General features: G+C 39.2%; 26 protein-coding genes. 17 read left to right on the top strand and 9 right to left on the bottom strand.

What is annotated here, in order from left to right; genetic code table 11:
- Positions 1–456 precede the first annotated feature (456 nt).
- Complete coding sequence (locus ACE1TH_RS18045) at positions 457–1,437, bottom strand: SDR family oxidoreductase (RefSeq protein WP_375079660.1); 981 nt, start codon at positions 1,435–1,437, stop codon at positions 457–459.
- A gap of 117 nt (positions 1,438–1,554) precedes the next feature.
- On the opposite strand from ACE1TH_RS18045, the gene ACE1TH_RS18040 reads away from it, so the two are divergent.
- Complete coding sequence (locus ACE1TH_RS18040) at positions 1,555–1,719, top strand: hypothetical protein (protein WP_176554462.1); 165 nt, start codon at positions 1,555–1,557, stop codon at positions 1,717–1,719.
- A 32-nt stretch (positions 1,720–1,751) separates the two neighbouring features.
- Here ACE1TH_RS18040 and gyrA read toward each other — a convergent pair whose 3' ends face one another.
- From gyrA to dnaA, 7 genes are all read right to left on the bottom strand, one after another.
- Positions 1,752–4,280 (bottom strand): DNA gyrase subunit A, encoded by a 2,529-nt coding sequence (gyrA, locus tag ACE1TH_RS18035; protein WP_099304884.1) that lies wholly within the window; start codon positions 4,278–4,280, stop codon positions 1,752–1,754.
- A 45-nt stretch (positions 4,281–4,325) separates the two neighbouring features.
- On the bottom strand, positions 4,326–6,248 hold the full coding sequence (gyrB, locus tag ACE1TH_RS18030) for a DNA topoisomerase (ATP-hydrolyzing) subunit B (protein ID WP_255224310.1): 1,923 nt from the start codon (positions 6,246–6,248) through the stop codon (positions 4,326–4,328).
- 27 nt (positions 6,249–6,275) lie between these two features.
- Positions 6,276–6,557 carry an extracellular matrix regulator RemB gene (remB, locus tag ACE1TH_RS18025; protein WP_099304880.1) on the bottom strand — a complete coding sequence of 94 codons (282 nt, stop codon included), beginning with the start codon at positions 6,555–6,557 and terminating at the stop codon, positions 6,276–6,278.
- A gap of 3 nt (positions 6,558–6,560) precedes the next feature.
- A complete protein-coding gene (gene recF, locus ACE1TH_RS18020; protein WP_375079659.1) occupies positions 6,561–7,679 on the bottom strand; it encodes a DNA replication/repair protein RecF in 1,119 nt (372 codons plus the stop codon).
- 2 nt (positions 7,680–7,681) lie between these two features.
- Positions 7,682–7,900, bottom strand: coding sequence for a S4 domain-containing protein YaaA (gene yaaA, locus ACE1TH_RS18015; RefSeq protein ID WP_099304876.1), 219 nt, complete (start codon positions 7,898–7,900; stop codon positions 7,682–7,684).
- Positions 7,901–8,063: 163 nt separating this feature from the next.
- Positions 8,064–9,206 carry a DNA polymerase III subunit beta gene (gene dnaN / locus ACE1TH_RS18010; protein WP_099304874.1) on the bottom strand — a complete coding sequence of 381 codons (1,143 nt, stop codon included), beginning with the start codon at positions 9,204–9,206 and terminating at the stop codon, positions 8,064–8,066.
- Between the two features lie 179 nt (positions 9,207–9,385).
- A complete protein-coding gene (gene dnaA / locus ACE1TH_RS18005) occupies positions 9,386–10,738 on the bottom strand; it encodes a chromosomal replication initiator protein DnaA (protein ID WP_099304872.1) in 1,353 nt (450 codons plus the stop codon).
- 547 nt (positions 10,739–11,285) lie between these two features.
- Between dnaA and rpmH the strand changes: the two genes are divergently transcribed.
- From rpmH to ACE1TH_RS17950, 11 genes are all read left to right on the top strand, one after another.
- A complete protein-coding gene (gene rpmH / locus ACE1TH_RS18000) occupies positions 11,286–11,423 on the top strand; it encodes a 50S ribosomal protein L34 (RefSeq protein ID WP_035396906.1) in 138 nt (45 codons plus the stop codon).
- A 65-nt stretch (positions 11,424–11,488) separates the two neighbouring features.
- Positions 11,489–11,851, top strand: a complete 363-nt coding sequence (rnpA, locus tag ACE1TH_RS17995; protein ID WP_099304870.1) for a ribonuclease P protein component — start codon at positions 11,489–11,491, stop codon at positions 11,849–11,851.
- A gap of 49 nt (positions 11,852–11,900) precedes the next feature.
- Complete coding sequence (gene yidC, locus ACE1TH_RS17990) at positions 11,901–12,719, top strand: membrane protein insertase YidC (RefSeq protein WP_099304928.1); 819 nt, start codon at positions 11,901–11,903, stop codon at positions 12,717–12,719.
- Between the two features lie 11 nt (positions 12,720–12,730).
- Positions 12,731–13,366 carry an RNA-binding cell elongation regulator Jag/EloR gene (gene jag, locus ACE1TH_RS17985; protein ID WP_255224307.1) on the top strand — a complete coding sequence of 212 codons (636 nt, stop codon included), beginning with the start codon at positions 12,731–12,733 and terminating at the stop codon, positions 13,364–13,366.
- A gap of 132 nt (positions 13,367–13,498) precedes the next feature.
- Positions 13,499–14,869 (top strand): tRNA uridine-5-carboxymethylaminomethyl(34) synthesis GTPase MnmE, encoded by a 1,371-nt coding sequence (mnmE, locus tag ACE1TH_RS17980; protein WP_099304926.1) that lies wholly within the window; start codon positions 13,499–13,501, stop codon positions 14,867–14,869.
- Between the two features lie 49 nt (positions 14,870–14,918).
- Positions 14,919–16,808, top strand: coding sequence for a tRNA uridine-5-carboxymethylaminomethyl(34) synthesis enzyme MnmG (gene mnmG / locus ACE1TH_RS17975; protein ID WP_099304866.1), 1,890 nt, complete (start codon positions 14,919–14,921; stop codon positions 16,806–16,808).
- A gap of 10 nt (positions 16,809–16,818) precedes the next feature.
- Positions 16,819–17,532: a 16S rRNA (guanine(527)-N(7))-methyltransferase RsmG gene (gene rsmG / locus ACE1TH_RS17970; RefSeq protein ID WP_099304864.1), complete on the top strand. Its 714-nt coding sequence runs from the start codon at positions 16,819–16,821 to the stop codon at positions 17,530–17,532.
- Between the two features lie 120 nt (positions 17,533–17,652).
- Positions 17,653–18,510: a nucleoid occlusion protein gene (gene noc, locus ACE1TH_RS17965; RefSeq protein WP_255224305.1), complete on the top strand. Its 858-nt coding sequence runs from the start codon at positions 17,653–17,655 to the stop codon at positions 18,508–18,510.
- Positions 18,511–18,634: 124 nt separating this feature from the next.
- Positions 18,635–19,396 carry a ParA family protein gene (locus ACE1TH_RS17960; protein ID WP_099304860.1) on the top strand — a complete coding sequence of 254 codons (762 nt, stop codon included), beginning with the start codon at positions 18,635–18,637 and terminating at the stop codon, positions 19,394–19,396.
- Positions 19,389–20,255: a ParB/RepB/Spo0J family partition protein gene (locus ACE1TH_RS17955; RefSeq protein ID WP_099304858.1), complete on the top strand. Its 867-nt coding sequence runs from the start codon at positions 19,389–19,391 to the stop codon at positions 20,253–20,255. The genes ACE1TH_RS17960 and ACE1TH_RS17955 overlap by 8 nt, the downstream gene beginning before the upstream one ends.
- A gap of 46 nt (positions 20,256–20,301) precedes the next feature.
- The gene (locus ACE1TH_RS17950) at positions 20,302–21,444 is read left to right on the top strand and encodes an aminotransferase class V-fold PLP-dependent enzyme (RefSeq protein ID WP_375079658.1); all 1,143 of its coding nucleotides are present in this window, start codon (positions 20,302–20,304) and stop codon (positions 21,442–21,444) included.
- A 2-nt stretch (positions 21,445–21,446) separates the two neighbouring features.
- On the opposite strand, the gene yyaC is transcribed toward ACE1TH_RS17950, so the two are convergent.
- On the bottom strand, positions 21,447–22,076 hold the full coding sequence (gene yyaC / locus ACE1TH_RS17945; protein WP_375079657.1) for a spore protease YyaC: 630 nt from the start codon (positions 22,074–22,076) through the stop codon (positions 21,447–21,449).
- 84 nt (positions 22,077–22,160) lie between these two features.
- On the opposite strand from yyaC, the gene ACE1TH_RS17940 reads away from it, so the two are divergent.
- The 5 genes from ACE1TH_RS17940 (at position 22,161) to ssb (ending at position 25,729) form a co-directional block, all read left to right on the top strand.
- The gene (locus tag ACE1TH_RS17940; protein ID WP_375079679.1) at positions 22,161–23,189 is read left to right on the top strand and encodes a YkvI family membrane protein; all 1,029 of its coding nucleotides are present in this window, start codon (positions 22,161–22,163) and stop codon (positions 23,187–23,189) included.
- 64 nt (positions 23,190–23,253) lie between these two features.
- Positions 23,254–23,451: a DUF951 domain-containing protein gene (locus ACE1TH_RS17935; RefSeq protein WP_099304849.1), complete on the top strand. Its 198-nt coding sequence runs from the start codon at positions 23,254–23,256 to the stop codon at positions 23,449–23,451.
- Positions 23,452–23,501: 50 nt separating this feature from the next.
- The gene (gene ychF, locus ACE1TH_RS17930; protein ID WP_099304847.1) at positions 23,502–24,602 is read left to right on the top strand and encodes a redox-regulated ATPase YchF; all 1,101 of its coding nucleotides are present in this window, start codon (positions 23,502–23,504) and stop codon (positions 24,600–24,602) included.
- Positions 24,603–24,918: 316 nt separating this feature from the next.
- Positions 24,919–25,206: a 30S ribosomal protein S6 gene (gene rpsF, locus ACE1TH_RS17925; protein WP_099304845.1), complete on the top strand. Its 288-nt coding sequence runs from the start codon at positions 24,919–24,921 to the stop codon at positions 25,204–25,206.
- A gap of 40 nt (positions 25,207–25,246) precedes the next feature.
- Positions 25,247–25,729 (top strand): single-stranded DNA-binding protein, encoded by a 483-nt coding sequence (ssb, locus tag ACE1TH_RS17920; RefSeq protein ID WP_099304843.1) that lies wholly within the window; start codon positions 25,247–25,249, stop codon positions 25,727–25,729.
- Positions 25,730–25,747: the final 18 nt, after the last annotated feature.

The following is a 25,747-nucleotide window of genomic DNA, read 5'->3' as shown; positions in this document are numbered from 1 at the left end:
GCCAGCGTTCGTCCTGAGCCAGGATCAAACTCTCCGTTAAAAGTGTTTACTTACACACGGATGTGTTGACTTCGACGTTGCAACACGGATGTTGCGATCGTAGTCGAAGATCCTAAGCTGTTGCACAATTTAAAGCTGTGTCTAACTTCATTGACGAGATACCTTGTATCTCTTTTACGCTTGGCTTTTGTTCAGTTTTCAAAGAACTCGTTTGCGCCTCAATCTCTCTTGGCGACTCAATTAATATACCATTTTCTCTCGTATAAAGTCAACAACTTTTTTTAAAAGAAAAAGTTTTAATTGCTTATCCGTCTCTCAAGAGGACATGTAATAATATATCATGGCATTCATAAATCGTCAACATCTTTATTAAACTTTTTTTTATAGATTCCTATTTTAAAATTGTCCCATTAAAACAAAGAGCGATTTGCATCCATGTGCAAACCGCTCTTTAACTCAACTATTTGTCGATTGACCTCCATCAACGTGGAGGACTTGACCGGTAACGAATCTCGAATCGTCAGAAGCCAAATATACATAAGTAGGAGCGAGTTCAAACGGCTGCCCAACTCTTCCATACATATTATCAACAGGAAGCGCGTTGTCATCAGCAGGAAAACTAGCAGGAATGAGAGGCGTCCAGATTTTCCCTGGAGCAACCGCGTTAACACGAATGCCTTTTTCACCTACTTGTTTTGCTAATGCTCTGGTCCAACCTACATTTGCTCCCTTTGTCGCTGTATAGTCTACTAATTGCGGCTCACCCACATACGTAACAACTGAAGAAGTCATAATAATAGAGCTTCCAGGTTGTAAATACGGCATTGTTGCTCTCGTTAAGTAAAAGTGTGCGTAAACATTCACTTTAAATGTGTGATCAAATTGTTCGTCAGTAATATCCATAATTGAATGCTGTGGAAATTGAACACCTACATTGTTTACGAGAATGTCTATTTTTCCGAATGTATGAATGGCTTGTTGCACAATTTCTTCGTTCTTTTCTCGCTTTGAGACATCTCCAGATACCAGAACACATCTAGTCCCTAATTCTTCGATTCTCGCTTTCGTTCGATAAGCATCTTCATGTTCATTTAAGTAACTAATGACACAATCCGCTCCTTCTTTTGCAAAAGCAATCGCCGCGGCAGCACCTATTCCACTATCTCCACCAGAAATAATGGCGACTTTTCCCTTTAACTTACCGCTTCCTTTATAATTTTCATTCTCAATAATGGGTTTTGGTACCATTAATGATTCTACACCTGGATGGTCTAGCTGTCTTTGCTCTGGTGCCGTTACGTTTACGTCTTCGTAACGAGTAATTTTTCCATAGAAGGGATAGAGGGGGTAGGAGCCTTCCTTTCTATTGTCTTCGTACCATTTCTGTAACTGTTTCATTTCTTGTGTTTTCTCGTGTTCATTGCTCATTTCATTCATCACCTCAATACGCCTATTGTATGAATAGGCAATTACCTAAGTGCACGTCTTTTTAATTAAAGACAAGCTCATCACGACGTCAATTGCGTAAGGTAGTATACCAAGGAGGAATGAAAAATGAACTTTACGTTTTATCCTGAAATTACTTTACTACCATCAAATGACGAATCACACAAAGAACGAATGTATTACTTAGGAGACTCTTGGCTTGTCCCAAAGATCGGACCTCGACCTCCATATTATGCACATCCTCGGATTGAACCTCATTATCCGCTTGTATAAAGAAAAAAACTGTCCTTGAAGGACAGTTTTTCTTATTCTTCGGTCTGCTCGTTTGTTTCTTCAACAACTTCTGCTGCTTCGTCACCGTCTTCCATGTCTTCAAGGTCTTCCATGTCTTCAAGGTCTTCCATATCTTCATCGTTAATATTGACTCGAGCTACAGTCGCAACCTCTTCGCCTTCTTTAACACGAATTAATGTTACCCCCTGGGTGTTTCTTCCGGTTGTTGAAATTCCTTCGACAGTCGTACGAATAATAATGCCATTCGCAGTAACGATCATAATATCATCGTCTTCTCCTACCATCTTAAGAGACACAAGTGGACCATTTTTATCCGTTACGTTACAGGTCTTAATTCCTTTACCGCCTCTACTTTGAACACGGTATTCTTCAAGTTCCGTTCGTTTTCCATACCCTTTTTCTGTTACGACAAGAACTTTTTGATCTTCATTAATAACATCCATACCAACAACACCGTCGTTCGTTGAAAGGGAAATCCCTTTTACGCCACCGGCTGTTCTTCCCATGTCTCGAACATCACTCTCAGAAAAACGAATCGCCATACCTTGTCTCGTGCCAATCATCATCTCACGGTTTCCATCTGTAAGGCGGACTCCGTGCAAGGAATCATCTTCTCGTAAATTAATGGCGAACAAACCACCTTTACGGATATTCGCAAATGCCGATAGCTTTGTACGCTTCGCAATTCCATGTTCAGTCAGGAAGAATAAATAAGAATTATCGACGAATTCTTCAATAGGAATAACTGTACTTATGGTTTCACCAGGATCGATTTGAAGTAAGTTAATAGCTGGAATTCCTTTTGCCGTACGTCCAAGCTCAGGAATTTCGTATCCTTTTAAGCGATATACTTTCCCTTTGTTCGTAAAGAAAAGAATGGTATGGTGCGTATTCGTTACAAATAGATGTTGGACGAAATCATCATCATTTGTGCCCATTCCTTGAATCCCTTTACCGCCCCGCTTCTGTGCACGGTACGTAGACACTGGAAGTCGTTTGACGTAGCCATTATGTGTAATCGTAATAACAATGTTTTGACGAGGGATCAGATCCTCATCTTCAAGGTGCTCTTCACTCATTGAAATGATGGTTCTACGTTCATCATTAAATTTTTGCTTTACTAATTCTAGCTCTTCACGAATCACTTCTAATACTCGTTCTTCGCTTGCTAAAATTGCCTTAAGTTCAGCAATACGAGCCATAATTTCTTGATACTCTTGCTCTAGCTTATCGCGCTCAAGTCCAGTTAGTCGCTGTAAACGCATATCTAAAATGGCTTGTGCTTGATCGTAGCTAAGCTCAAAGCGCTCAATTAAACTGTTTCGAGCGATTTCTGCTGTTTCCGAACCACGTATTAAAGCAATAATTTCATCAATGTGATCAAGTGCAATTCGTAAACCCTCTAAAATATGAGCACGCGCTTCAGCTTTATTTAAATCAAATTGAGTACGTCTGCGAATAACTTCTACTTGGTGTTTTAAATAATGTTCTAATGCTTGTTTAATGTTTAATACTTCAGGCTTGCCATTTACAAGTGCTAGCATATTGATACCAAAGCTAGTTTGTAACGCTGTTTGTTTATAAAGATTGTTTAAAATGACATTTGCATTCGCATCACGACGAAGATCAATGACGATTCTCATCCCGTTTCGATCGGAAGAGTCTCTTAACTCACTGATCCCATCAATCTTTTTGTCTCGAACAAGTTCAGCAATTTTCTCGATTAAACGTGCTTTATTCACCTGGTAAGGCAATTCTGTCACAATGATGGACTGCTTGCCTTTGTTTTCTTCAATATCCGTCTTTGCTCGAACCATTATAGAGCCGCGCCCTGTAGTGTAAGCCTTCCGAATACCCGAGCGACCTAGGATTTCCCCTCCAGTGGGAAAATCTGGTCCAGGAATGTGTTCCATTAAATCAGGAATCGTAATTTCTGGGTCCCGCGATAGTGCTAAGACACCATCAATCACTTCCCCTAATTGATGGGGCGGAATATTCGTTGCCATACCAACCGCAATCCCTGATGTTCCATTGACTAAAAGATTTGGAAACCTTGACGGTAATACTTTTGGCTCTCTTTCGGTGCCATCATAGTTGTCATCAAAATCAACTGTATCTTTATTTAAATCGCGAACAAGTTCCATTGAGATCTTAGACATTTTTGATTCGGTATAACGCATGGCCGCAGCCGAGTCACCGTCAATAGACCCAAAGTTTCCATGTCCATTAACGAGCATATAGCGATAGCTAAAATCTTGTGCCATCCGCACCATTGTATCGTATACGGAAGAGTCACCATGTGGATGGTACTTACCTAAAACTTCCCCTACAATCCTTGCCGATTTTTTGAATGGTTTATCCGGGGTCATCCCTAATTCAAACATCGCATATAAAATACGGCGGTGCACAGGCTTCATTCCATCTCGTGCATCAGGTAAAGCACGACTTACAATAACACTCATGGCATAGTCCATGAATGATTCTCTCATTTCTTCATCAATCAATCGTTCTCTAAGTCTAGATACATCTTCTTCAGCCATATAAAAACCTCCGCATTAAACTAAGCGAAACACTTAGTCTTCCTCTTAAACATCCAAGTTCTTAACGTACTGCGCATTTTCTTGAATGAAATCTCTTCTCGGCTCTACTCGATCGCCCATTAATATTTCAAAAATCTCATCTGCTTTGATTGCGTCAGCAAGCGTCACCTGTAGCATATTTCTCGTGTCAGGATCCATGGTCGTTTCCCATAATTGCGTCGCGTCCATTTCTCCAAGTCCTTTATAACGCTGAATTCCAATCTTAGATCGATCTTCAATTGTTGAAAGATGTGCGTCTAATTCACGATCAGAATACACATACGTTACGTTATTCCTACCTTGTTCAATCTTGTATAGCGGTGGCTGCGCAATGTATACATAGCCTTGCTCAAGAAGCTCACGCATATAGCGATAGAAAAACGTAAGGATCAGTGTCCGGATGTGCGCACCATCTACGTCCGCATCGGTCATAATAACAACCTTGTGATAACGAGCTTTTTTGATATCAAACTCTTCACCAATTCCGGTACCAATCGCGGTAATAATCATTCGAATTTCATTATTTGCTAGAATTTTATCAAGACGTGCTTTCTCCACATTTAAGATCTTCCCTCGCAGTGGCAGGATTGCTTGAATATGTGGATCTCGTCCACCTTTAGCAGAACCACCGGCAGAGTCCCCCTCAACAATAAACAATTCGCTTATGGAAGCATCCTTTGATGAACAGTCGGTTAATTTTCCAGGAAGTGAGCTTACTTCTAACGCACTTTTTCGACGTGTTAGCTCTCTCGCTTTCTTCGCTGCTTCTCGCGCTCTTGAAGCCATTAACCCTTTATCGACAATTTTTCTTGCAACAGTAGGATTTTCTGCCATAAAACGAGAAAAACTTTCGGAAAAAAGAGAGTCGGTAATCGTTCTTGCTTCACTATTTCCAAGCTTCGTTTTTGTTTGACCTTCAAATTGTGGCTCTGGAATTTTAACAGAAATAATCGCTGTTAACCCTTCACGGACATCTTCACCACTAAGGTTCGGGTCATTTTCTTTAAACAAGCTGTTTTTTCTTGCATAATCATTAATCACCCTTGTTAGACCGGTTTTAAAGCCAGATTCATGGGTTCCACCTTCGTGGGTATTAATGTTGTTTGCAAATGAATAAATACTACTTGTATAGCCATCGTTATACTGAACGGCTACTTCCACAGTAAGGCCTTCTTTCTCTCCTTCTACATGAATTGGTTCTTCATGTAGTGCTTCTTTCGTACGGTTTAAATGCGTGACAAAAGAAGAAATTCCGCCTTCGTAATAGAATGTCGCTTGTTTTTCTTCCTCAGCTCGTTTATCTGCTATTTGAATCGTTAGGCCTTTATTTAAAAAGGCAAGTTCTCGCACTCGGGTCGAGAGCGTGTCGAAATCAAACTCTAGCGTTTCCTTAAAAATTTCACCATCGGGTTTAAACATGATGACTGTACCAGTCTTTTCTGTTTCACCAATTACGTTAAGATCTTCTTGTGGAACCCCTCTAGAGTAAGATTGTTTATGAATTTTACCGTCTAAATGGACGTTTACTTCCAAGTACGTAGATAACGCATTAACAACTGAAGCTCCTACGCCGTGCAGTCCACCAGAGACTTTATATCCGCCTCCACCAAATTTTCCGCCAGCGTGAAGCACAGTCATAATAACTTCTACTGCAGGTCGACCCATCTTTTCTTGGATCCCAACAGGTATACCACGACCATTGTCTTCAACCGTTATTGAGTTATCTTTCTCAATCGTTAAAGAAATCGTATCACAGTAACCGGCCATCGCCTCATCAATACTATTGTCAACAATTTCCCACACAAGGTGGTGTAGTCCTTTTTGACTTGTTGAGCCGATATACATACCCGGACGCTTTCTTACAGCTTCTAATCCTTCAAGTACTTGTATCTGACTTTCATCATACGTTTGATTTTGTTCATTTTCCAAAATTTTTCACCTTCTCATTAGGGGTCCTTAACCAATTGATCCTTCTTCATCCTCAGCTAAACGATCTAACACATTCTCATTCGAGCGTTTATAGAGGGTTTGAGTGGAAACTGGGGAATAATACACATGATGATTTGTCACAACTACACTCTTAATGGCGTCTGTAACATTTCCAATGCATGTTTTCTGTATGGTTTGATTTTCAAGAAAAGCGAGCGTATCTTTCGGTAACGCTTCTTCTTCATATGGAAAAATACCAACAACACGGTTAATTGGTAAAATAATATCTCCACCTACATGAATATACATCGCTTACTCCATTCGTTTGACTTCGCCTTGATTTACAGTAAAAATGCACGCTTCTTCACGTACACGTTCATGTAGTCCACTAATTGACGTTGTTGTTACAAACGTCTGTACTCGATTTTGAATGGTTTCTAGTAAATGGGACTGTCGATAATCATCTAGTTCTGATAGCACGTCATCCAGTAAAAGAATAGGGAATTCGCCTACTTCATCATGGATTAAGTCGATCTCTGCTAATTTAAGAGATAACGCCGTTGTTCGTTGCTGTCCTTGTGACCCATACTTCTGCACATCAAGATCGTTTATCGTAAAAGCCAAGTCATCTCGGTGCGGGCCGAACAAAGTCGTTCCTCTTCTAACCTCTTCTGTTTTTTTCGCTTCGTACCTCGTTTGCATGTCTACTTTTATTTTCGACAGATTTCCTTTGTCTGATACCTCTAAAGACGGGATATATTCCAGGCGGAGCGCCTCTTTCCCTCGACTTATTGATTGATGGATCGGAACAGCCCACTTTTCGAGCTGTGTCGTAAACTCGGCTCGCTTTTTTGTAATAAACGCGGCCCGCTCAATCATTTGATCCGTAAGAATATCGAGCATCGTAAAATCTGTTGACCTCTTTATCTGCATATCTTTGAGCAAGACATTTCGTTGCTTAATAATTTTCCCATAGTGAGAAAGTTCATAAAGATAAACTGGGCTAATTTGTCCAAGTTCAATATCAATAAACCGTCGTCTTATTTGAGGACTGCCTTTCACAAGCTCAAGATCTTCTGGTGCAAACATGACAACATTAATCGTCCCTACATAATCACTTAGTCGCTTTTGTTCAAGTCCATTAATTTTTCCGCGCTTTCCTTTTTGCGAAATAATGAAATCAAGTTCAACTTGTCCCGTTCGGTTTTCAGCTTCTACATGGACCCGTGAAAAGTCTTTATCAAAACGAATCAGCTCTTTGTCTTTACTCGAACGATGTGACTTTGCAAGTGCTATTACGTAAATTGCCTCAAGTAAATTAGTTTTCCCTTGCGCATTTTCACCAATAAAAACATTCACTTTTTCGCCGAACGATAATGCCGTATGTTCGTAATTTCGGTACGATGTTAATTCAATTTTTCTAATTAACATCTTTACACCTTAGAAACGATTAAAAAGGTTTGCCCGTCCTCTAAATCAATTTGATCATCATGGCGCAACTTTTTCCCACGACGATTTTCCGGTTCACCATTTACGTATACGACATATTCACTTAAATACCATTTAGCCATGCCACCTGTATCAATAGCGCCTGTCTCTTTTAATAATTGACCAAGCGTAATAAACTCTGATTGAATTTCTATTTGTTCCATTCCGTGCACCTCACCATCTGCTAGACGAAGGGAAGACAGCACACGTCAAATGAATGCTGTCTCTAAATTTGTTAGCTGTATCGGATTGTTCGCTCTAAAATAATCTCTTTCTCTATTGTACTAAACGAATTGAATCTAGCCAACCTTTTTTCATATATCGGTATTAATATGTCCTTACCGGTGAAAAGAGGTGTAAATAACGATCTGATTCAATCGGACGAATAACAAATGGGCTCATCGCACCAGTGAACATCAGATGAATTTCTTCACTATCAATGACTTTAAGCGCATCAATGATATTTTTACCGTTAAACGAAATTCTTAATTCTTCTCCTTCGAATCTTTCAACAGCCATTTGCTCCGTTACTTTCCCTACTTCTTGTGAAGTCGATGAAATTTCAATCTCTTCTTCTCCAAGCGTCTTCATGTTAATCACATTATTTTTAGCTTCTCGAGATAAAAGCAAGGCTCTCTCTAACGTTTGAAGAAGTGGTTTTGTTTTTAAAATAAAGCTCGTTCTTGATTGATTCGGAATCATACTTGATGTAACAGGATACTTCCCTTCTAACAACCTAGAGAAAAATAAAATATTACCCAATTTGAACAGAATTTGGTTTTCCGTTACTACAATATCAACGGCGTCTGACGTATCCTCAATAATTTTACTTAATTCTTGCAAGCTTTTTCCCGGAATTACAACATTTTGAAAACGTAATTCTTGATTCTCCGCTTCCACTTTCGCACGGCGCATCGCTAATCGATGACTGTCTGTTGCAGTACAGATTAACCCATCTTCTTCCGTCTCGATGTTTACACCTGTCAACACCGGACGTGTTTCCTGAGTGGACACTGCAAATACAGTTTGGCGAATGACGTTTCGAAGCATGTCTTGCGGCATACTGAAAATCAAATCTTCTTTTAGTTGTGGAAGACGCGGGTATTCGTCCGGATCAAGTCCATTGAGGGTGAAGACAGACGAACCGGATCGAATTGTTGCTGCAAATTGATCGTGAACCGTAATATCAATCGATTCACCAGGTAATTTTTTTACTATTTCAGTAAAGTATTTTGATTGAAGAACGATGCTACCTTCTTGTTCAATTTCAACAAGTTCTTGTTCATTTTCAACAGTTGGAATAAAGGCTTCGATTGATAAATCAGAATCGCTACCGGTTAACGTTAAGCCATTTTTTGTGGCGACGATTTTTATTCCTGTAAGTATAGGGATAGTTGTTCTAGAAGAAACAGCTTTTGCTACGTGTTGGACATCGTGAACCATTCGATTCCGATCAATAATGACATGCATACATTGATACTCCTTTTCATAAACATATATATTATTCTTTTTTTTATTAAAAAAAGTAGTAGTAATAGTAATAGGGCTTGTGAGTTTGTGGATAACTAAAAAAATGCGTAAATAGACAGCCTATTCACATGTGGGTAAATTGTGGATAGGCTTGTTCCAATTATACACATTATTCACAGCTATTGTCGAAGCTGTTCTGTAATCATTTGAACTTTTTGTTGTAATTCTTGATCTGTAACGAGTAATTTTGAAATTTTTTCGTGAGCGTGAATAACGGTCGTATGATCACGTCCACCAAATTCACTTCCGATTTTCGGTAGTGAAGCATCTGTCATTTCTCGAGACAAATACATGGCGATTTGCCTTGGAAACGCGACAGATTTTGTTCGTTTTTTAGCTTTGAAATCTTCTAGCTTTACTTGGTAGTGATCGCCAACAAGCTTTTGAATATCTAAAATGCTAAGTGTCTTTGGTAGCGCGTTTGGAATAATATCTTTTAGTGCTTCCGCAGCCAAGTCAGCATTCATATCTTGATTAATAAGAGAAGAATACGCAACGACACGAATTAACGCACCTTCTAATTCACGAATATTCGTATCAATTTGGTTCGCAATGTAGAGCATAACTTCATTTGGAATATCAAGATTCTCTGCTTTTGCTTTTTTTCTTAGGATCGCAATTCGTGTCTCTAGATCCGGTGGCGTAATATCTGTAATTAAGCCCCATTCAAATCTCGAACGAAGACGGTCTTCTAAAGTCGGTATCTCTTTAGGAGGACGATCACTAGAGATAACAATTTGCTTGGATTCTTCATGTAAGGCATTAAATGTATGGAAAAACTCTTCCTGTGTTTGAATTTTACCAGCAATAAATTGAATATCATCGATTAAGAGAACGTCTACGTTGCGGTACTTATTGCGAAAATGAACAGCTTTATTGTCGCGAATCGCATTAATAAATTCATTCGTGAATTTTTCTGATGAAAGATAAACGACCTTCGCGTTTGGATTATGTTCCATTACATAATGGCCAATCGCATGCATTAAGTGGGTTTTCCCTAATCCAACACCACCATAAATAAAGAGAGGGTTATACGCTCTTGCCGGAGCTTCAGCTACAGCAAGTGATGCAGCGTGAGCAAATCGGTTCCCGGATCCGATAACAAATGTGTTAAACGTATATTTGTCGTTCAACATCGAACGATTTGTGTCGTTTTGAGCAGCTAAATTAACGTCTGTCGCAGCTGGAGTAGGTTGTTCTTGAATGACTTCTTCCTCTTGCTCATGCTGCGGGATAACAAACTTTGGATTTAATCTTGCTCCAGTTAAATGTTCAATAATATCTGCTGCCAAGCTAGAATAATGATCTTCAAGCCAATCTCTTGCAAACTCATTTGGTGCTGTTATGGTGATGACATCATTTTGAAGAGCTGTTGCGGTTGTCGACTTTAACCATGTTTCGTAACTTGGTTTGCTCACTCTTTGTTTCATTTCTTCAAGAACCTTATTCCAAAGGTCATGGATATTTTCCAAAAAAGCCCCTCCTTTTGCGACATTCCTGCACTGTACAACTTTTGTATAAGTTAAGGTATAAATATACGTACGAATAAATATGGCGAAGTTTTCATAATATAGGATGTTGAGGAGAAAATCAATGTCTTCAACAAATTGTGGATAACAAGTAAACAGAAACAAAGAACCTGTCCACAACCTTACCCACAGGCTGTGGACAGGTTCTTTTAGTAGTCACATTGTCCACGAAAGAAATCTCTTATATCATATCAAAAAGAAGCTGTAGTCGCAATGGATGAATGAACTTATCCACAAAATACAGGATGTAGTGGTTTTTGGTTGTCCACAATACAAGATATGTGTAAATCGTTGTCGATAACGTGTAGATAATGTATTAGAGGCAAAAATAATGTCCACAATTAAAAAGAGGGAGCTGTTAAAAAGAAGGAAAAGAAGATTTCTATAAGAAAAAAAGAAAGTTTTTAATAAGGCTTGACATAAACGGTTAAATCTCTATATAATTTTTGGGAGTGCCTGAAGATTTAAATCCTCGAAGGAGGTGGAATACATGGGTAAACCAACGTTCCAACCAAATAACCGTAAACGTAAAAAAAATCACGGCTTCCGCGCTAGAATGGCAACGAAGAACGGACGTAAAGTACTTTCTCGTCGTCGTCAAAAAGGAAGAAAAGTATTGTCTGCATAGACCACTGACATCAGTGGTCTTTTTCAGGTATATACATCAAATGAGCCAAGAGGGTCGTGTGACGTATGAAAAAAGAGCAACGAATAAAAAAAAATGAAGAGTTTTCGGCGGTCTTCAATAAAGGATCTTCAATGGCCAATCGACAATTTGTTCTTTATATTCTCCCAAAAGAGGGACAAGATTCATTACGTCTCGGATTATCGGTTTCAAAACGAGTAGGGAATGCTGTCTGTCGGAATCGTATTAAACGATTTGTTCGTGAAGTGTTTACGCAGATCCAAGGAGAAATAAAGCAAAATTATGATTATGTAGTCATTGCACGTAATCCTGCTAAAGATATGAACTATCATGAAATTAAAAGCAGTCTGGAACACGTATTAAAGAAATCAAAAATGATCGTACGTTCACAAAAAAATAAAGAAAAGTAACAGCTAGGAGGAAGCAAAGAAAGTGAAACGATTTAGCTGGCTCGTAATTATGGCGAGCATGCTCCTTTTATTATCTGGTTGTTTTAGTATCGACCAACCGATTACCTCTGAAAGTTCGGGGATTTGGAATTCGTTCTTTGTGTATCCGTTATCACAGCTCATTATTCTGATTGCAGAATGGGTAAGCAGCTATGGTTTTGCGATTATACTTGTAACAATTCTCTTTCGTTTGATCTTATTGCCATTAATGTTAAAACAAACAAGAAGCATGAAGGCAATGCAGCAGCTACAGCCGGAAATGCAGAAATTAAGAGAGAGCTATAGTGCAAAAGATCAAAACACGCGGTTAAAGCTGAATGAAGAGATGCAAAAGTTATTTGCGGATCATAAAGTGAATCCTTTTGCAGGGTGTTTACCAATTTTGATTCAAATGCCAATCTTCCTGGCAATTTATCATGCGATTATGCGAACTGAGAATTTTCAAGGAGAGTCATTTGCATGGTTTCAATTAAGTGATCCCGATCCATTCTTCATTTTGCCGCTTTTAGCGTTTGTCTTAACGTTTGTTCAGCAACGTATGATGATGGTGCAAAATAATCCACAAGCTAAGATCTTACTATACTTAATGCCATTTATGATTTTAATCATTGGGGTCTTTTTGCCAGCCGCAGTTATTTTATACTGGGTAGTCGGGAATATCTTTATGATCCTGCAAACCTACTTTGTGACAGGTCCGAATGCAGGAAAAAGAGGACTAGAATCGACTGTAGGGGTTAATCAAGGCGCTCAAAAGGGTAAGAAGTCATCAAGTAATCAATCTAAGAGTTCAACGAAGAAGAAGAAAAGTAAAAAGAAAAAACGGAAATAGGAAAGGGGCATATGATGGCAACAAAAACGGTGAAAGGTCGAACTGTAGACGAAGCTGTTCAAAGAGCGTTAGTAGAATTGAATGCAGAAAAAGATCAATTAATTTATGACGTTGTTGAAGAACCGCAAAAAGGGTTCTTAGGATTATTTGGTGGAAAGCCAGCAGTGATTGAAGTTCGTTTAAAACCAAAGACCGTGGATGTTGCTGAGTCCTTTCTATTAAAAACAACGGAACTGATGGGGATCAATGTGAAGGTCACTCATCAAAAGGATGGAAAACATCTATCTGTTAATTTAGAGGCGATAGAAACCGAGGGCCAAGGAAAGTTAATTGGAAAAAAGGGGCAAACCTTAGATTCTTTGGAACACCTGACAAACCTCGTTGTTTCAACTAAACAAACAGCTGATGGTTCACGTATTCGCTTGAATGCTGGAGGCTATCGTGAAAAGCGGGAAGAGACGCTTAAACAACTGGCGCTGCGTGTAAGTAAAAAGGCAACGTCTACGAACGAAAAAGTTGTGTTAGAACCAATGCCTGCTAGAGAGCGGAAGGTTATTCATACAACGCTAGCGAATAGCAAGGACGTTACAACTGAATCACAAGGCAACGGATCGAAGCGGCACGTTGTCATTGAACCTAAGAAATAAGGAGTGCAACTCGATGCACTTCTTATTTTTTTCGAACTAAAAAATCTGGAAAAGAAAGTTCACTGTCAAGCAATGGCTTTTCGACTATGCGTATGCTATTCTTATTAGTTGAAGCTGTAATTTACGGAGGTGATTAATGTGGATACAATCGCAGCAATATCAACAGCACTTGGTGAAGGAGCAATCGGGATTGTCCGGCTCAGCGGAGATCAAGCTATAGATATTAGTGATAAACTTTTTAAAGGCACATCAAAACTAAATGAAGTGAACACACACACCATTACTTATGGACATTTAGTAGAAGGAAATGACGTAATAGAAGAGGCCATGGTTACGGTGATGCATGGACCTAAGACCTATACACGTGAAAACATTGTTGAGATCAACTGTCATGGTGGGTTGGTTTCGGTTAACCGTGTTTTGCAAGCAGCGTTAGCACATGGAGCTCGATTGGCTGAGCCGGGAGAATTCACAAAACGTGCCTTCTTAAATGGTAGAATTGATTTGTCGCAAGCAGAGGGTGTTATGGATTTAATTCGATCTAAATCGGATCAAGCCATGAACGTAGCAATGCGCCAAGTGGAAGGGCGATTATCGGGAAAAATCCAGCAACTTCGACAGCAATTACTTGAAACAGTTGCTGCGGTGGAAGTAAACATTGATTACCCCGAATATGATGCGGAAACAATGACTCAAGCCATTATTCAAGAAAAGATGGTGCCTGTCATAGAGGAAATAAATAAATTGCTTGTCACAGCTAAACAGGGAAAAGTCTTACGTGAAGGACTGGCTACGGCGATCATTGGCAGGCCAAACGTGGGGAAATCATCGTTAATGAATAGCCTTGTTCATGAATCAAAAGCGATTGTGACAGATATACCAGGAACTACGCGAGACACACTAGAAGAGTATGTCAATGTACGTGGTGTGCCCCTTAGGCTAATTGATACAGCAGGCATACGTGAAACGGAAGACATTGTTGAAAAAATAGGTGTTGAACGATCCAGAAAAGCATTAAAAGAAGCTGAATTAATCTTGCTTGTATTAAATAATAGTGAAGCATTAACGATTGAAGATGAAGCACTTTTTGAAGCTGTTATGGATATGGATGTTGTGATCATTGTAAATAAAACAGATCAAAAACAAGCAATTGATTTAGAAAAAGTCTATCAATATGCTAACGGTCGCCCTGTCGTGACAACTTCTTTAATTCATGACGAAGGCGTTGATCAATTGGAAGAAGCCATTAATCAATTATTCTTTGCTGGCGACATTGAAGGACAAGATCTTACGTATGTGTCGAATGCAAGGCATATTGGTCTTTTAAATGAAGCCAAACGTCGAGCGGAAGAAGCTTTACAAGCGACAGAGGCCGATGTACCGGTTGATTTGATTCAAATTGATGTCACGCGCACATGGGAATTATTAGGTGAAATTATTGGAGAAGATATACAAGATAGCTTAATTGATCAATTGTTTTCTCAGTTTTGCTTAGGAAAATAAATCGCTTATGAAAGGAAGGGAGACTAGGATAAATCTAGTCGAAACAAACATGAATTACCAAGCCGATTCATTTGACGTAATCGTCATTGGCGCTGGTCATGCAGGCGTAGAAGCCGGACTTGCTGCCGCAAGAATGGGTTCAAATACCCTTATGCTTACGCTAAATTTGGACGCCATTGCGTATATGCCATGTAATCCATCAGTAGGTGGTCCTGCCAAAGGAATCGTTGTCCGAGAGGTTGATGCACTAGGCGGCGAAATGGCTCGTAATATTGATAAAACGCATATTCAAATGCGTATGTTGAATACGGGAAAAGGTCCTGCAGTCCGCGCGTTACGCGCGCAAGCAGATAAATTTCAGTACCAACATGAGATGAAAAAAACGCTTGAAGAACAAGAAAATCTCTTAGTACGTCAAGGAATGGTTGACCGCCTGATCATTGAAGAGGGTGAGTGTCGTGGTGTGATTACGAACACTGGCGCTGAATACCGGTCAAAAGCTGTTGTGATTACAACTGGAACCTATTTAAAAGGAAAGATCATTTTAGGTGAACTTTCTTATGAGTCTGGTCCAAATAATATGCAGCCTTCTATTAAATTATCCGACCATTTAAAAGAGCTAGGTTTTGATATCGTTCGGTTTAAAACCGGCACGCCACCACGAGTGAACGGAAATACGATTGATTATACAAAAACAGAAATTCAGCCTGGTGATGAGACGCCAAGAGCCTTTTCGTATGAGACTACAAAGTATATTACGGATCAGCTACCTTGCTGGCTAACGTACACTGGCTCAGAAACACATGAAGTAATCGGTGAAAATCTTGGACGTTCCCCGATGTATTCAGGTATGATAGAAGGAACAGGACCAAGGTATTGCCCATCTATTGAAGACAAGATTGTCCGCTTTAACGACAAGCCACGACATCAAATTTTTCTTGAGCCAGAAGGCCGAAATACGACAGAGGTATATGTGCAAGGACTTTCTACTAGTTTACCTGAAGATGTTCAATTATCGATGCTGAAAACAATTCCTGGACTTGAAGCGGTAAAAATGATGCGTCCTGGTTACGCGATTGAATACGATGCGATTGTTCCAACTCAGCTATGGCCAACATTAGAAACAAAAGCAGTTCCAGGTCTTTTTACAGCTGGTCAAATTAACGGAACGTCTGGATATGAAGAAGCAGCTGGTCAAGGTGTCATTGCAGGTATTAATGCTGCTAGAAAAGTTTCAGGCAAAGAACCGCTTATTTTAGACCGATCAGATGCTTATATTGGCGTCATGATTGATGATTTAGTAACAAAAGGGACGAATGAACCATATCGTTTATTAACATCAAGAGCAGAATTTCGCTTAATCTTGCGTCACGATAATGCAGATTTGCGTTTGACCGAAAAAGGCTATGAGCTTGGCTTGATTTCTGAAGCACGCTATGCACAATTTTTGCGTAAGAAACAAGCTGTTGAAGAAGAAATTGGACGCATTAAAAGTCTAATTGTTAAGCCATCAGCAGACGTTAATGAGCTGTTGGAACAAGTAGGCTCCAAGAAAATGAACGAAGCATTAAAAGCAGAAGCCATGTTAAAACGTCCAGAGATGACTTATAAGGACTTATTAAAAGTGATCCCTCAGCCGGAACAGGAACTTGATGACGAAGTATGTGAACAAGTAGAAATTCAAGTCAAGTATGAAGGGTATATCGAAAAACAATGGCAGCAAGTTGAGCGATTAAAGAAAATGGAACGTAAACAAATTCCTGAAGACCTTGATTATGATGCCATACAAGGCCTAGCGACGGAAGCTCGGCAAAAATTACAACTGGTTAGACCATTATCTGTAGGACAGGCTTCTCGTGTCTCTGGTGTAAATCCTGCAGATGTATCGATTTTGCTCGTGTATTTAGAGCAAGGCCGTCTTGCCAAAACATCATCGTGAGGTTGTTTATATGAGTTACGAGAAGTTTCCAGAATTACTTGCAGAAAAAAATATTATCCTTTCTTCTACTCAAAAAGAGCAGTTCAACCGTTACTTCGAACTGCTCGTTGAGTGGAATGAAAATATTAATTTAACGGCAATTGTTGCTAAAGATGACGTGTATTTGAAGCATTTTTATGACTCCATTACACCGAGTTTTTATTTCCCGTTTACGAATCAGTCTATTTTAGATATTGGCGCAGGAGCTGGTTTTCCAAGTCTTCCATTAAAAATTCTTTATCCTGATTTACAGGTATCCATTATTGATTCTTTAAATAAAAGAATAGGATTTTTGACGTTTTTAGCAGATGAGTTAGGCCTCACAAATGTGTCTTTTTACCACGATCGTGCAGAATTAGCAGGTAAAAGCAGCTTGCATAGAGAAAAATATGATATTGTGACAGCTAGAGCCGTTGCACGAATGTCAGTTCTTGCAGAACTATGTTTACCTTTTACGAAAGTGGATGGTTCTTTTATTGCTTTAAAAGCAGCAGGTACGAATCAAGAGCTTAATGATGGGGAAAAAGCAATTAAACTATTAGGTGGACAAATTGAACATAATCATTTCTTTTCTTTACCAGTTGAAAAAAGTGACCGTCATATCGTAACGATAAAAAAAATAAAATCAACGCCGAAAAAGTATCCTAGAAAGCCTGGAACGCCTAATAAGCAGCCAATTGTTTAAGCAGGCAAATGTACGATACAGCTGTTTCACGTGGAACACATTCGTTTCAACAGAGGAATGACTTTTAAAGGTGTCGAAATACAAATGATGGTTATTTAATAAAAGGTGGTGTCTGAGGCGATGAAGCAATCGTTTTCACGCCTATTTGGCTTTAATGATAAAAATGACGATGCTGATCTAATTGAGAATGAGGAAGTAAAACAAATTCCAATTCAAGACATTGTACCAAATCGCTTTCAGCCAAGAACGGTTTTTGATGAAGAGCGAATCACAGAATTAGCACAAACAATTCGTACACATGGTGTCATTCAACCAATTGTTGTCCGAATTAGAGAAGAAAAATATGAAATCATTGCAGGGGAGCGTCGGTTTAGAGCTGTTTCTTCTTTAGGATGGGAAACCATACCTGCAATTATAAAAGAGTTTAATGATTCACAAACAGCATCGATCGCTTTAATAGAAAATTTACAACGAGAAGGCTTAACTGCGATAGAAGAAGCAGTCGCTTATGCGAAATTAATTGAAATTCATCAATTAACACAAGAAAGCCTTGCGCAACGATTAGGTAAAGGTCAGTCAACGATTGCAAATAAATTGCGTTTATTGAATTTGCCAGAAAAAGTACAGGACGCCATTTTAAACCGCTCCATTTCTGAAAGACATGCACGAGCACTTATTGGATTGAAAGATAACCATGAAGCACAAGAGATGATTTTAGAACAAATCGTTGAAAATCAACTTAATGTGAAACAAACTGAGGAACTTGTTCAACGTTTTTTATATCCTGAAGTAGAAGAACAGGAAGAAGTTAAGAAGAAAAAATCGACACGAAAGTCATATCCAAAAGATATGCGTATTGCGATGAATACGATTCGTCAATCTGTTGATATGGTGATGAAGACAGGCTTGAAGGTCGATACAGACGAAGAAGATAACGATGATTTCTATCAATTTACCATTAGAATACCTAAAAAGTGATCTATCTATTACAAAAGATAGGTCTTTTTTTTAATAGGATTATGAAGAATCTATGCTAAAATAAAGATAATCTATTTGTTTTACGTATAGAAAGTTTTTGCAACGAAGGAAAGTAGGTGTCCAAGTGTCAAAGATAATCGCTGTCGCAAACCAAAAAGGCGGCGTAGGAAAAACAACTTCTTCAGTGAATTTAGCAGCATGTTTAGCACATTTAGGCAAAAGAGTTCTGTTAGTCGATATAGATCCGCAGGGGAATGCAACAAGTGGTGTTGGTGTTGAAAAAGGGGATGTTGATGAATGTATTTACGATGTCCTTATTGAAGATGTACCAGCAGAAAACGTCATTTTTTCCACGGATGTAATCAATTTAGATGTGATTCCGGCAACAATTCAATTATCTGGAGCGGAAATTGAACTTGTTCCAACGATTTCAAGAGAAGTTCGGTTGAAAAAAGCATTAACGCCTTTAAGAGAGACGTACGATTATATCTTTATTGATTGTCCACCTTCACTTGGGTTGCTTACGATCAATGCTTTAACTGCTTCAGATTCAGTTATTATTCCCGTACAATGTGAATATTACGCGTTAGAAGGGTTAAGCCAACTTTTAAATACGGTCCGTTTAGTACAAAAGCATTTGAATACGTCCTTGGCGATTGAAGGAGTACTTTTAACAATGCTGGATGCGCGTACAAATCTCGGTATTCAAGTCATTGAAGAAGTGAAAAAGTATTTTCGCGATAAAGTATTCGATACCATTATTCCAAGAACAATTCGCTTAGGTGAAGCCCCGAGTCATGGCAAGCCAATTATTGAATACGATGCCAAGTCACGTGGAGCAGAAGTGTACATAGACTTAGCAAAGGAAGTGGTTGCGAATGGTTAAATCGGTTGGAAAGAAGGGACTAGGTAAAGGATTAGAAGCTTTTTTCCCAAACGAGAAGGACAACACTCAGGAGCAGGTTACACTTATTTCTGTGTCTGAAGTTAGACCAAATCCATACCAGCCGAGAAAGACTTTTTCTGAAGAATCATTGAAAGAATTAAGTGATTCCATTAAAGAACATGGAATTTTACAACCAATCACAGTAAGAAAATCAATAAAAGATTATGAGATTGTAATGGGAGAGCGTCGTGTTCGTGCAGCAAAACAAGCCGGCTTGGAGCAAATTCCTGTAATCATTCAAGATTTAGATGAAAATAAAATGATGGAAATTGCGCTGATTGAAAATTTACAGCGAGAAGATTTAAACCCGATTGAAGAAGCCATTGCATATGAAAAACTAATGACTCATACAAAAAGTACGCAAGAGCAAGTGGCAAAGCGTTTAGGGAAAAGTAGACCACATATTGCAAATCATATGCGTTTATTGCAGTTACCAAAAGTCGTTCAAGAGTTTATCTCGGTTGGTAAATTGAGTATGGGGCATGGACGAGCTCTTTTAGGCCTACAAAATAAAGACAAATTGTCGCAAGTACTCGAAAGTGTTTTACAGGAGAAATTAAGCGTGCGTGAAGTGGAAAAACTTGTTCAACAAATAAATGAGCATGTTCCACGTGAAACGAAGGAAGTGAAAGTGAAATTGTCGCCGTTTCTTAAAGATCATCAGGAGCGGTTACGAGATTCACTAGGTACATCGGTTATGATTAAACCTGGTAAGAAAAAAGGAAAAATTGAGATTGACTATTTTTCAGAAGACGATCTAGAAAGAATATTAGAGATTCTCATTCAAACGAAAGAATAAGAAGCTAGCCTGTATTAGGCAGCTTCTTTTTTGAAAGGAGCAAGGAATGTATTATTTTGATCAAGCAGCAACATCGTTTCCGAAACCTAAATCAGTTATTGAGGCAGTTGCAAACACAATGGAGCACTACGGGGCAAACCCAGGAAGAAGTGGGCATTTACTATCTAGGCAAGCTGCTGAAATTGTTCAAGAGACGAGGGAAAAAGTAGCATCTTTTTTTCATGCTCCGGCAGCAGAACATGTTTGGTTTTATGCTAATGCTACGTATGCGCTTAATCAAGCGATCTTAGGGTTTCCATTTGATGAAGGTGATGAAGTAGTTACTTCTTATTTTGAACATAATTCTGTTCTGAGGCCTCTTTACACACTCGAAAGTAAGGGAATTAAGTTGAATTTTGCAGGAGGGAAAACAGGGGAAGAGACGGCTGATGCCATCGTTGAGTCAATTACTGAGCGAACGAGATTTGTTGTCATTAATCATGCTTCAAACGTGACTGGAGATATTGTCCCCCTGTCGACGATTGCACAAAAAGCACATGCAGTAGGTGCTATACTGTGTGTAGATGCATCACAAACGGCTGGAGTCATAGATATTGATATGGATAGAGACGGAATTGATTTACTAGCTTGCCCAGGTCATAAAGGCTTACTTGGTCCTCAAGGGACAGGGATGCTTGTGTCAAAAAAAGATTATCAGCTAAAGCCGTTAACGTACGGTGGGACAGGTCATACATCTGAAAGCAAAGACCAACCACGCACATGGCCGGAACGATATGAGGCAGGAACATTAAATACGCCTGCACTTGCTGGACTTGGCGCCGGCTTAGATGAAATCGAGCATTTAGGCGGTACCGAAGCAATCTACAAACATGAAATGGATCGATTAGACCAATTGCTTACTGGATTAAAGAACACGAATGTGACACTAGTGGGTACCGATTCAACAGAAGGACGTTTAGCTGTTGTCTCCTTCGGCTTACCAAGTATGAGCAGTCAGGAAATCGCAATTATTTTAGACCAACACTATCAAATTGCAGTTCGCGCTGGCCTTCACTGTGCCCCTAAGCTACATGAATGGTATGGCTCAATTGATGAGGGGCTTGTACGTGTAAGTTTTGGACCTTACACGACCAAAGATGAGGTTGATTTGCTCTTACAAGCCATTCAAGATATTTCAGAGGCCATGTAAATTCAAAATGACATGCCTTTCTTTTTAAAAAGAGAGGTGTGTTTTTTTAAAGGGACTTGTTCCTGTTGAAGATGTCGATCAGCAAATGTAAAAAGCGTACTCATTTTTTCGGCCATACACATAACTTCATGCAGCCTTGTGCTTTGTAATGTGTGAAAATCCATTAGACCAGCCACGTTCACAACACCTGTCAGAGAGCAATCTCCAACTTCAGGCAAAGTCTTTCCCATTGCAGCGCCCGGCTTCAACGTTCGATTTGAGAGAGTGATGGAGCCGACGTTAACTTGTCTTCCTAAGCACGCATCAACGGCAATTAAAAATGCATTTGGGTGCGCGAGGTGAATGATACCTAAACGGGTTTCTAAATTAACAGCATGCAGCGGTTCAGCGAGTGTACCATACACGGTAAAATGGTGTAAGTTTTGCTCGATAAGCATTGATCCTAATATGGGCCCTAGTGCATCTCCTGTGGATCGATCTGTTCCAATACAAGCGACAACGAGCTCTTTTGAAGATGATCGTTGACATTGGGATAAGAGCGCATTTCCTAATTCTTCTGTAAAATCTTGTTCATCTATATGCATTCGTTGGGAAAATACTCTTTTTTTAAAAGGCCAGAGGTTTGTACTCATATTTTTAACTCCTTCGCCATACTAGTAACAGTATAGTAGATTTGTAAAAAATCTATACATTGAAATATGGCGAGGGTGAGAGCTTTGTGGGGCAATGGACTAAAATGGATGTTTTTAATAGTAGGGACAATCATTGGTGCAGGCTATGCATCAGGCAGAGAATTATGGGAGTTTTTTGGAGCTGAAAGCGGACTAGCTATCATCCTATTTTCAATCCTTTTTTCCATAAGTTGTGCGGTCATATTAACCGTCTCAAAAAGAGAAAAGACGACACATTATTTACCTGTTCTTGAAAAAATTTTAGGGAAGCGATTAGCGAAAGCTTACGATGTCATGATTGTGCTGTATTTGTTTTCGGTAACGGTTATTATGCTGGCTGGGGCAGGGGCAACGCTTGAAGTGTATCATATTCCTTTTTGGCTCGGGATTGTATTAAATAGTGTTCTAGTAGTTCTTATGTTCATAAAAGGGACAAGTGGGATGACAAAAATAAACGCTATTTTAATTCCTATTTTAATTGCTTGTCTAATGGCGGTTTTAATTGTTTATCAAGAATCAGTAGGGTTTTCATTCTCGTTTCAATTAAATGAGCAGCGGAATTGGCCATCTGCGTTAACGTTCACTTCATTAAATATTTTACCTATTATTGCGGTACTTGGGGCAGTAGGGCATCAAGTGAAGCATCGGGGAGAAATTTACATCGCCAGTATTGGGAGTGGGTTAATTCTAGGTTCTGTTTCTTACATTTATAATGAATCGTTATTAACTGTTGCACAAGAAATCATTTTTTATGAGATTCCGTTATTTGTTATTTTGAAACATTATCCATCTGTTATGGTTCTAGCCATATCTCTTGTTCTATGGTTAGCGATCTACACAACGGCTACTTCGGGTGTGTTAGGTTTAATTTCTCGATTGCAAGTAAGAGTACAAGGGGAACCATGGTTAATTGCGATGTTACTAGTGGCGATGATGGCACCGTTAACTCTTTTTGGATTCTCAACATTAATATCAATTTTATATCCTTTATACGGAATTTTGAATTTGTATATCCTTGCTGCACTCTTGTTATATCCAATTTTAAGGCACCCGGCTACAAAAAAGAAACGCTGATACTACAAAGGGAGCATTCCTTCGTGTATAATACAAGCAGAAATACCCGGAGGAGGAAAGAACAGTGGCAGATAAGGAATTTGCGTTACATGATGTCGTAGAGATGAAAAAACAGCATCCTTGTGGAGAGAATCGATGGAAGATCATTCGCATGGGGATGGATGTGCGTATAAAATGCTTAGGTTGTCAACATAGTGTCATGCTACCACGTCGGGATTTCTCAAAAAAACTAAAAAAAGTGATTGAATCTGAGAAAGAGTAACTATTACTATTCGGATTTGAGAATCGATAAATAAAAAGGACGTGACGGAAGTGGCTTTAACGACAGGAATTGTTGGTCTACCAAATGTTGGGAAATCAACGTTATTTAATGCAATTACTCAAGCTGGTGCTGAATCAGCAAACTATCCGTTTTGTACAATTGACCCGAATGTGGGAATTGTTGAAGTACCGGACGATCGTTTAAATAAACTGACGGAGCTTGTTAAACCGAAAAAAACCATTCCAACTGCATTTGAATTTACAGATATTGCAGGGATTGTTGAAGGGGCAAGCAAGGGAGAAGGATTAGGAAACAAGTTCCTATCACATATTCGTCAAGTAGACGCGATTTCCCACGTTGTACGTTGCTTTGCTGATGAGAATATTACGCACGTATCAGGTGGGGTCAACCCGCTAAGAGATATTGAAGTCATCAATTTAGAATTAATTTTGGCTGATCTAGAGTCTGTTGATAAACGATTAACGCGTGTAGCGAAATTAGCGAGAACAAAAGATAAAGAGGCAGTTGCAGAGCTTGCTGTGCTGGAAATGTTGAAAGAAGCCTTTGAGGATGAAAAGCCTGCTCGTAGTATTGAATTTGATGAAGATCAGCAAAAAATTGTGAAACAGCTTCATTTGTTAACAAGCAAGCCAGTTTTATACGTGGCAAATGTCTCTGAAGAAGATTTAGTAGCAGATGAAGACAATGAGTATGTGAAACAAGTAAAAGAATTCGCTTCCCAAGAAAACAGCAATGTGATTGTCGTATGTGCGAAGATTGAATCTGAAATTGCAGAGCTTGAAGGCGAAGAGAAGGAAATGTTTCTTGAAGAGTTAGGCATTGAAGAGTCTGGTTTAGATCAGCTCATTCGTGCAGCTTATTCTTTACTTGGTCTTGAGACCTACTTCACAGCAGGAGAACAAGAGGTAAGAGCGTGGACTTTCCGCAATGGAACTAAAGCGCCTCAAGCCGCAGGAATTATTCATACAGACTTCGAACGTGGCTTTATTCGTGCGGAAACCGTATCCTATGATGATTTAGTTGATGCTGGGAATATGGGCGTAGCGAAGGAACGTGGGAAAGTGCGTCTTGAAGGGAAAGATTATGTTGTTAAAGACGGAGATGTCATTCACTTCCGCTTTAATGTATAAAAGAATTTTTAAAGGTGCGGAGAAATCCGGGCCTTTTTACTATGCAAAACCTATATGTCGAAAAATATCTTTTTTCCATGGAAGGAAAACGAAGGAAAATGACGTAATAAGTAGGTAACCCCTTAGAACACATCGCAACACTCCAACACCTATATTTCCCTATCTTTCAAAATTATTATTTAAAGGCAGGTGATTTTTATTTGAAGCTTGCTCAATTATAGATGAAATGCTATAATCGTGAAATGTGAGTGAATTGATTTTTGCTCCTTGCTCTGTGTCGAAACAGAGCCGTTTAGACCAAGAGGAGGTGAATGGAATGCGTAAGTACGAAATTATGTACATTATCGCTCCAAACCTAGAAGAGGCAGCAAACAAAGAAATCGTTGAGCGCTACAGCAAAGTGCTCACTGATAATGGTGCTGAAATCTTAAAGGTAGACGAGATCGGTAAAAAACGTTTAGCTTATGAAATCAATGATTTCAAAGACGGCTACTACGTTCTTATTAGCGTACAAGCAAACACTGAAGCAATCAATGAATTTAATCGTCTGATTAAAATTAATGATAATGTTATCCGTGTGCTTGTTACAAAAGACGAACAATAATTACGATAAAAAATAAACGAGCTAGGCTGGAGGGATCGCATTGTTAAACCGTGTTGTTCTTGTAGGCCGACTAACCCGTGACCCTGAGCTTCGTTTTACACCAAATGGTGTGGCTGTTGCGAACTTTACGCTTGCAGTCAACCGACCATTCTCAAACCAACAAGGGGAGAGAGAAGCGGACTTCATTAACTGCGTTGTTTGGAGAAAACCAGCCGAAAACGTAGCAAACTTCTTAAAAAAAGGAAGTTTAGCAGGCGTTGATGGACGAGTTCAAACGCGTAGTTATGATAATAACGAAGGCAAACGGGTATTTGTAACTGAAATAGTGGCAGAGAGCGTTCAATTCCTTGAACCTCGTAATAGCCAAAATAATCAAAACCAAAACGCTGGTGGTTCTCAAGGAAACTATGGTTCAGGATCAGGAAATTCAGGTTCAGGTGGAAACCGTTCAAACGGTTACGACAACGATCCGTTTTCAAATGATGGCTCAATCGATATTTCCGATGATGACTTACCATTTTAATGGTTGATAGAAAGGAGA

Source organism: Shouchella sp. JSM 1781072 (assembly GCF_041949915.1).
GTDB lineage: Bacteria > Bacillota > Bacilli > Bacillales > Bacillaceae_D > Shouchella.
The sequence above is the reverse complement of the archived record's forward strand: the minus strand, read 5'-3'. Positions and strand labels throughout refer to the sequence as shown.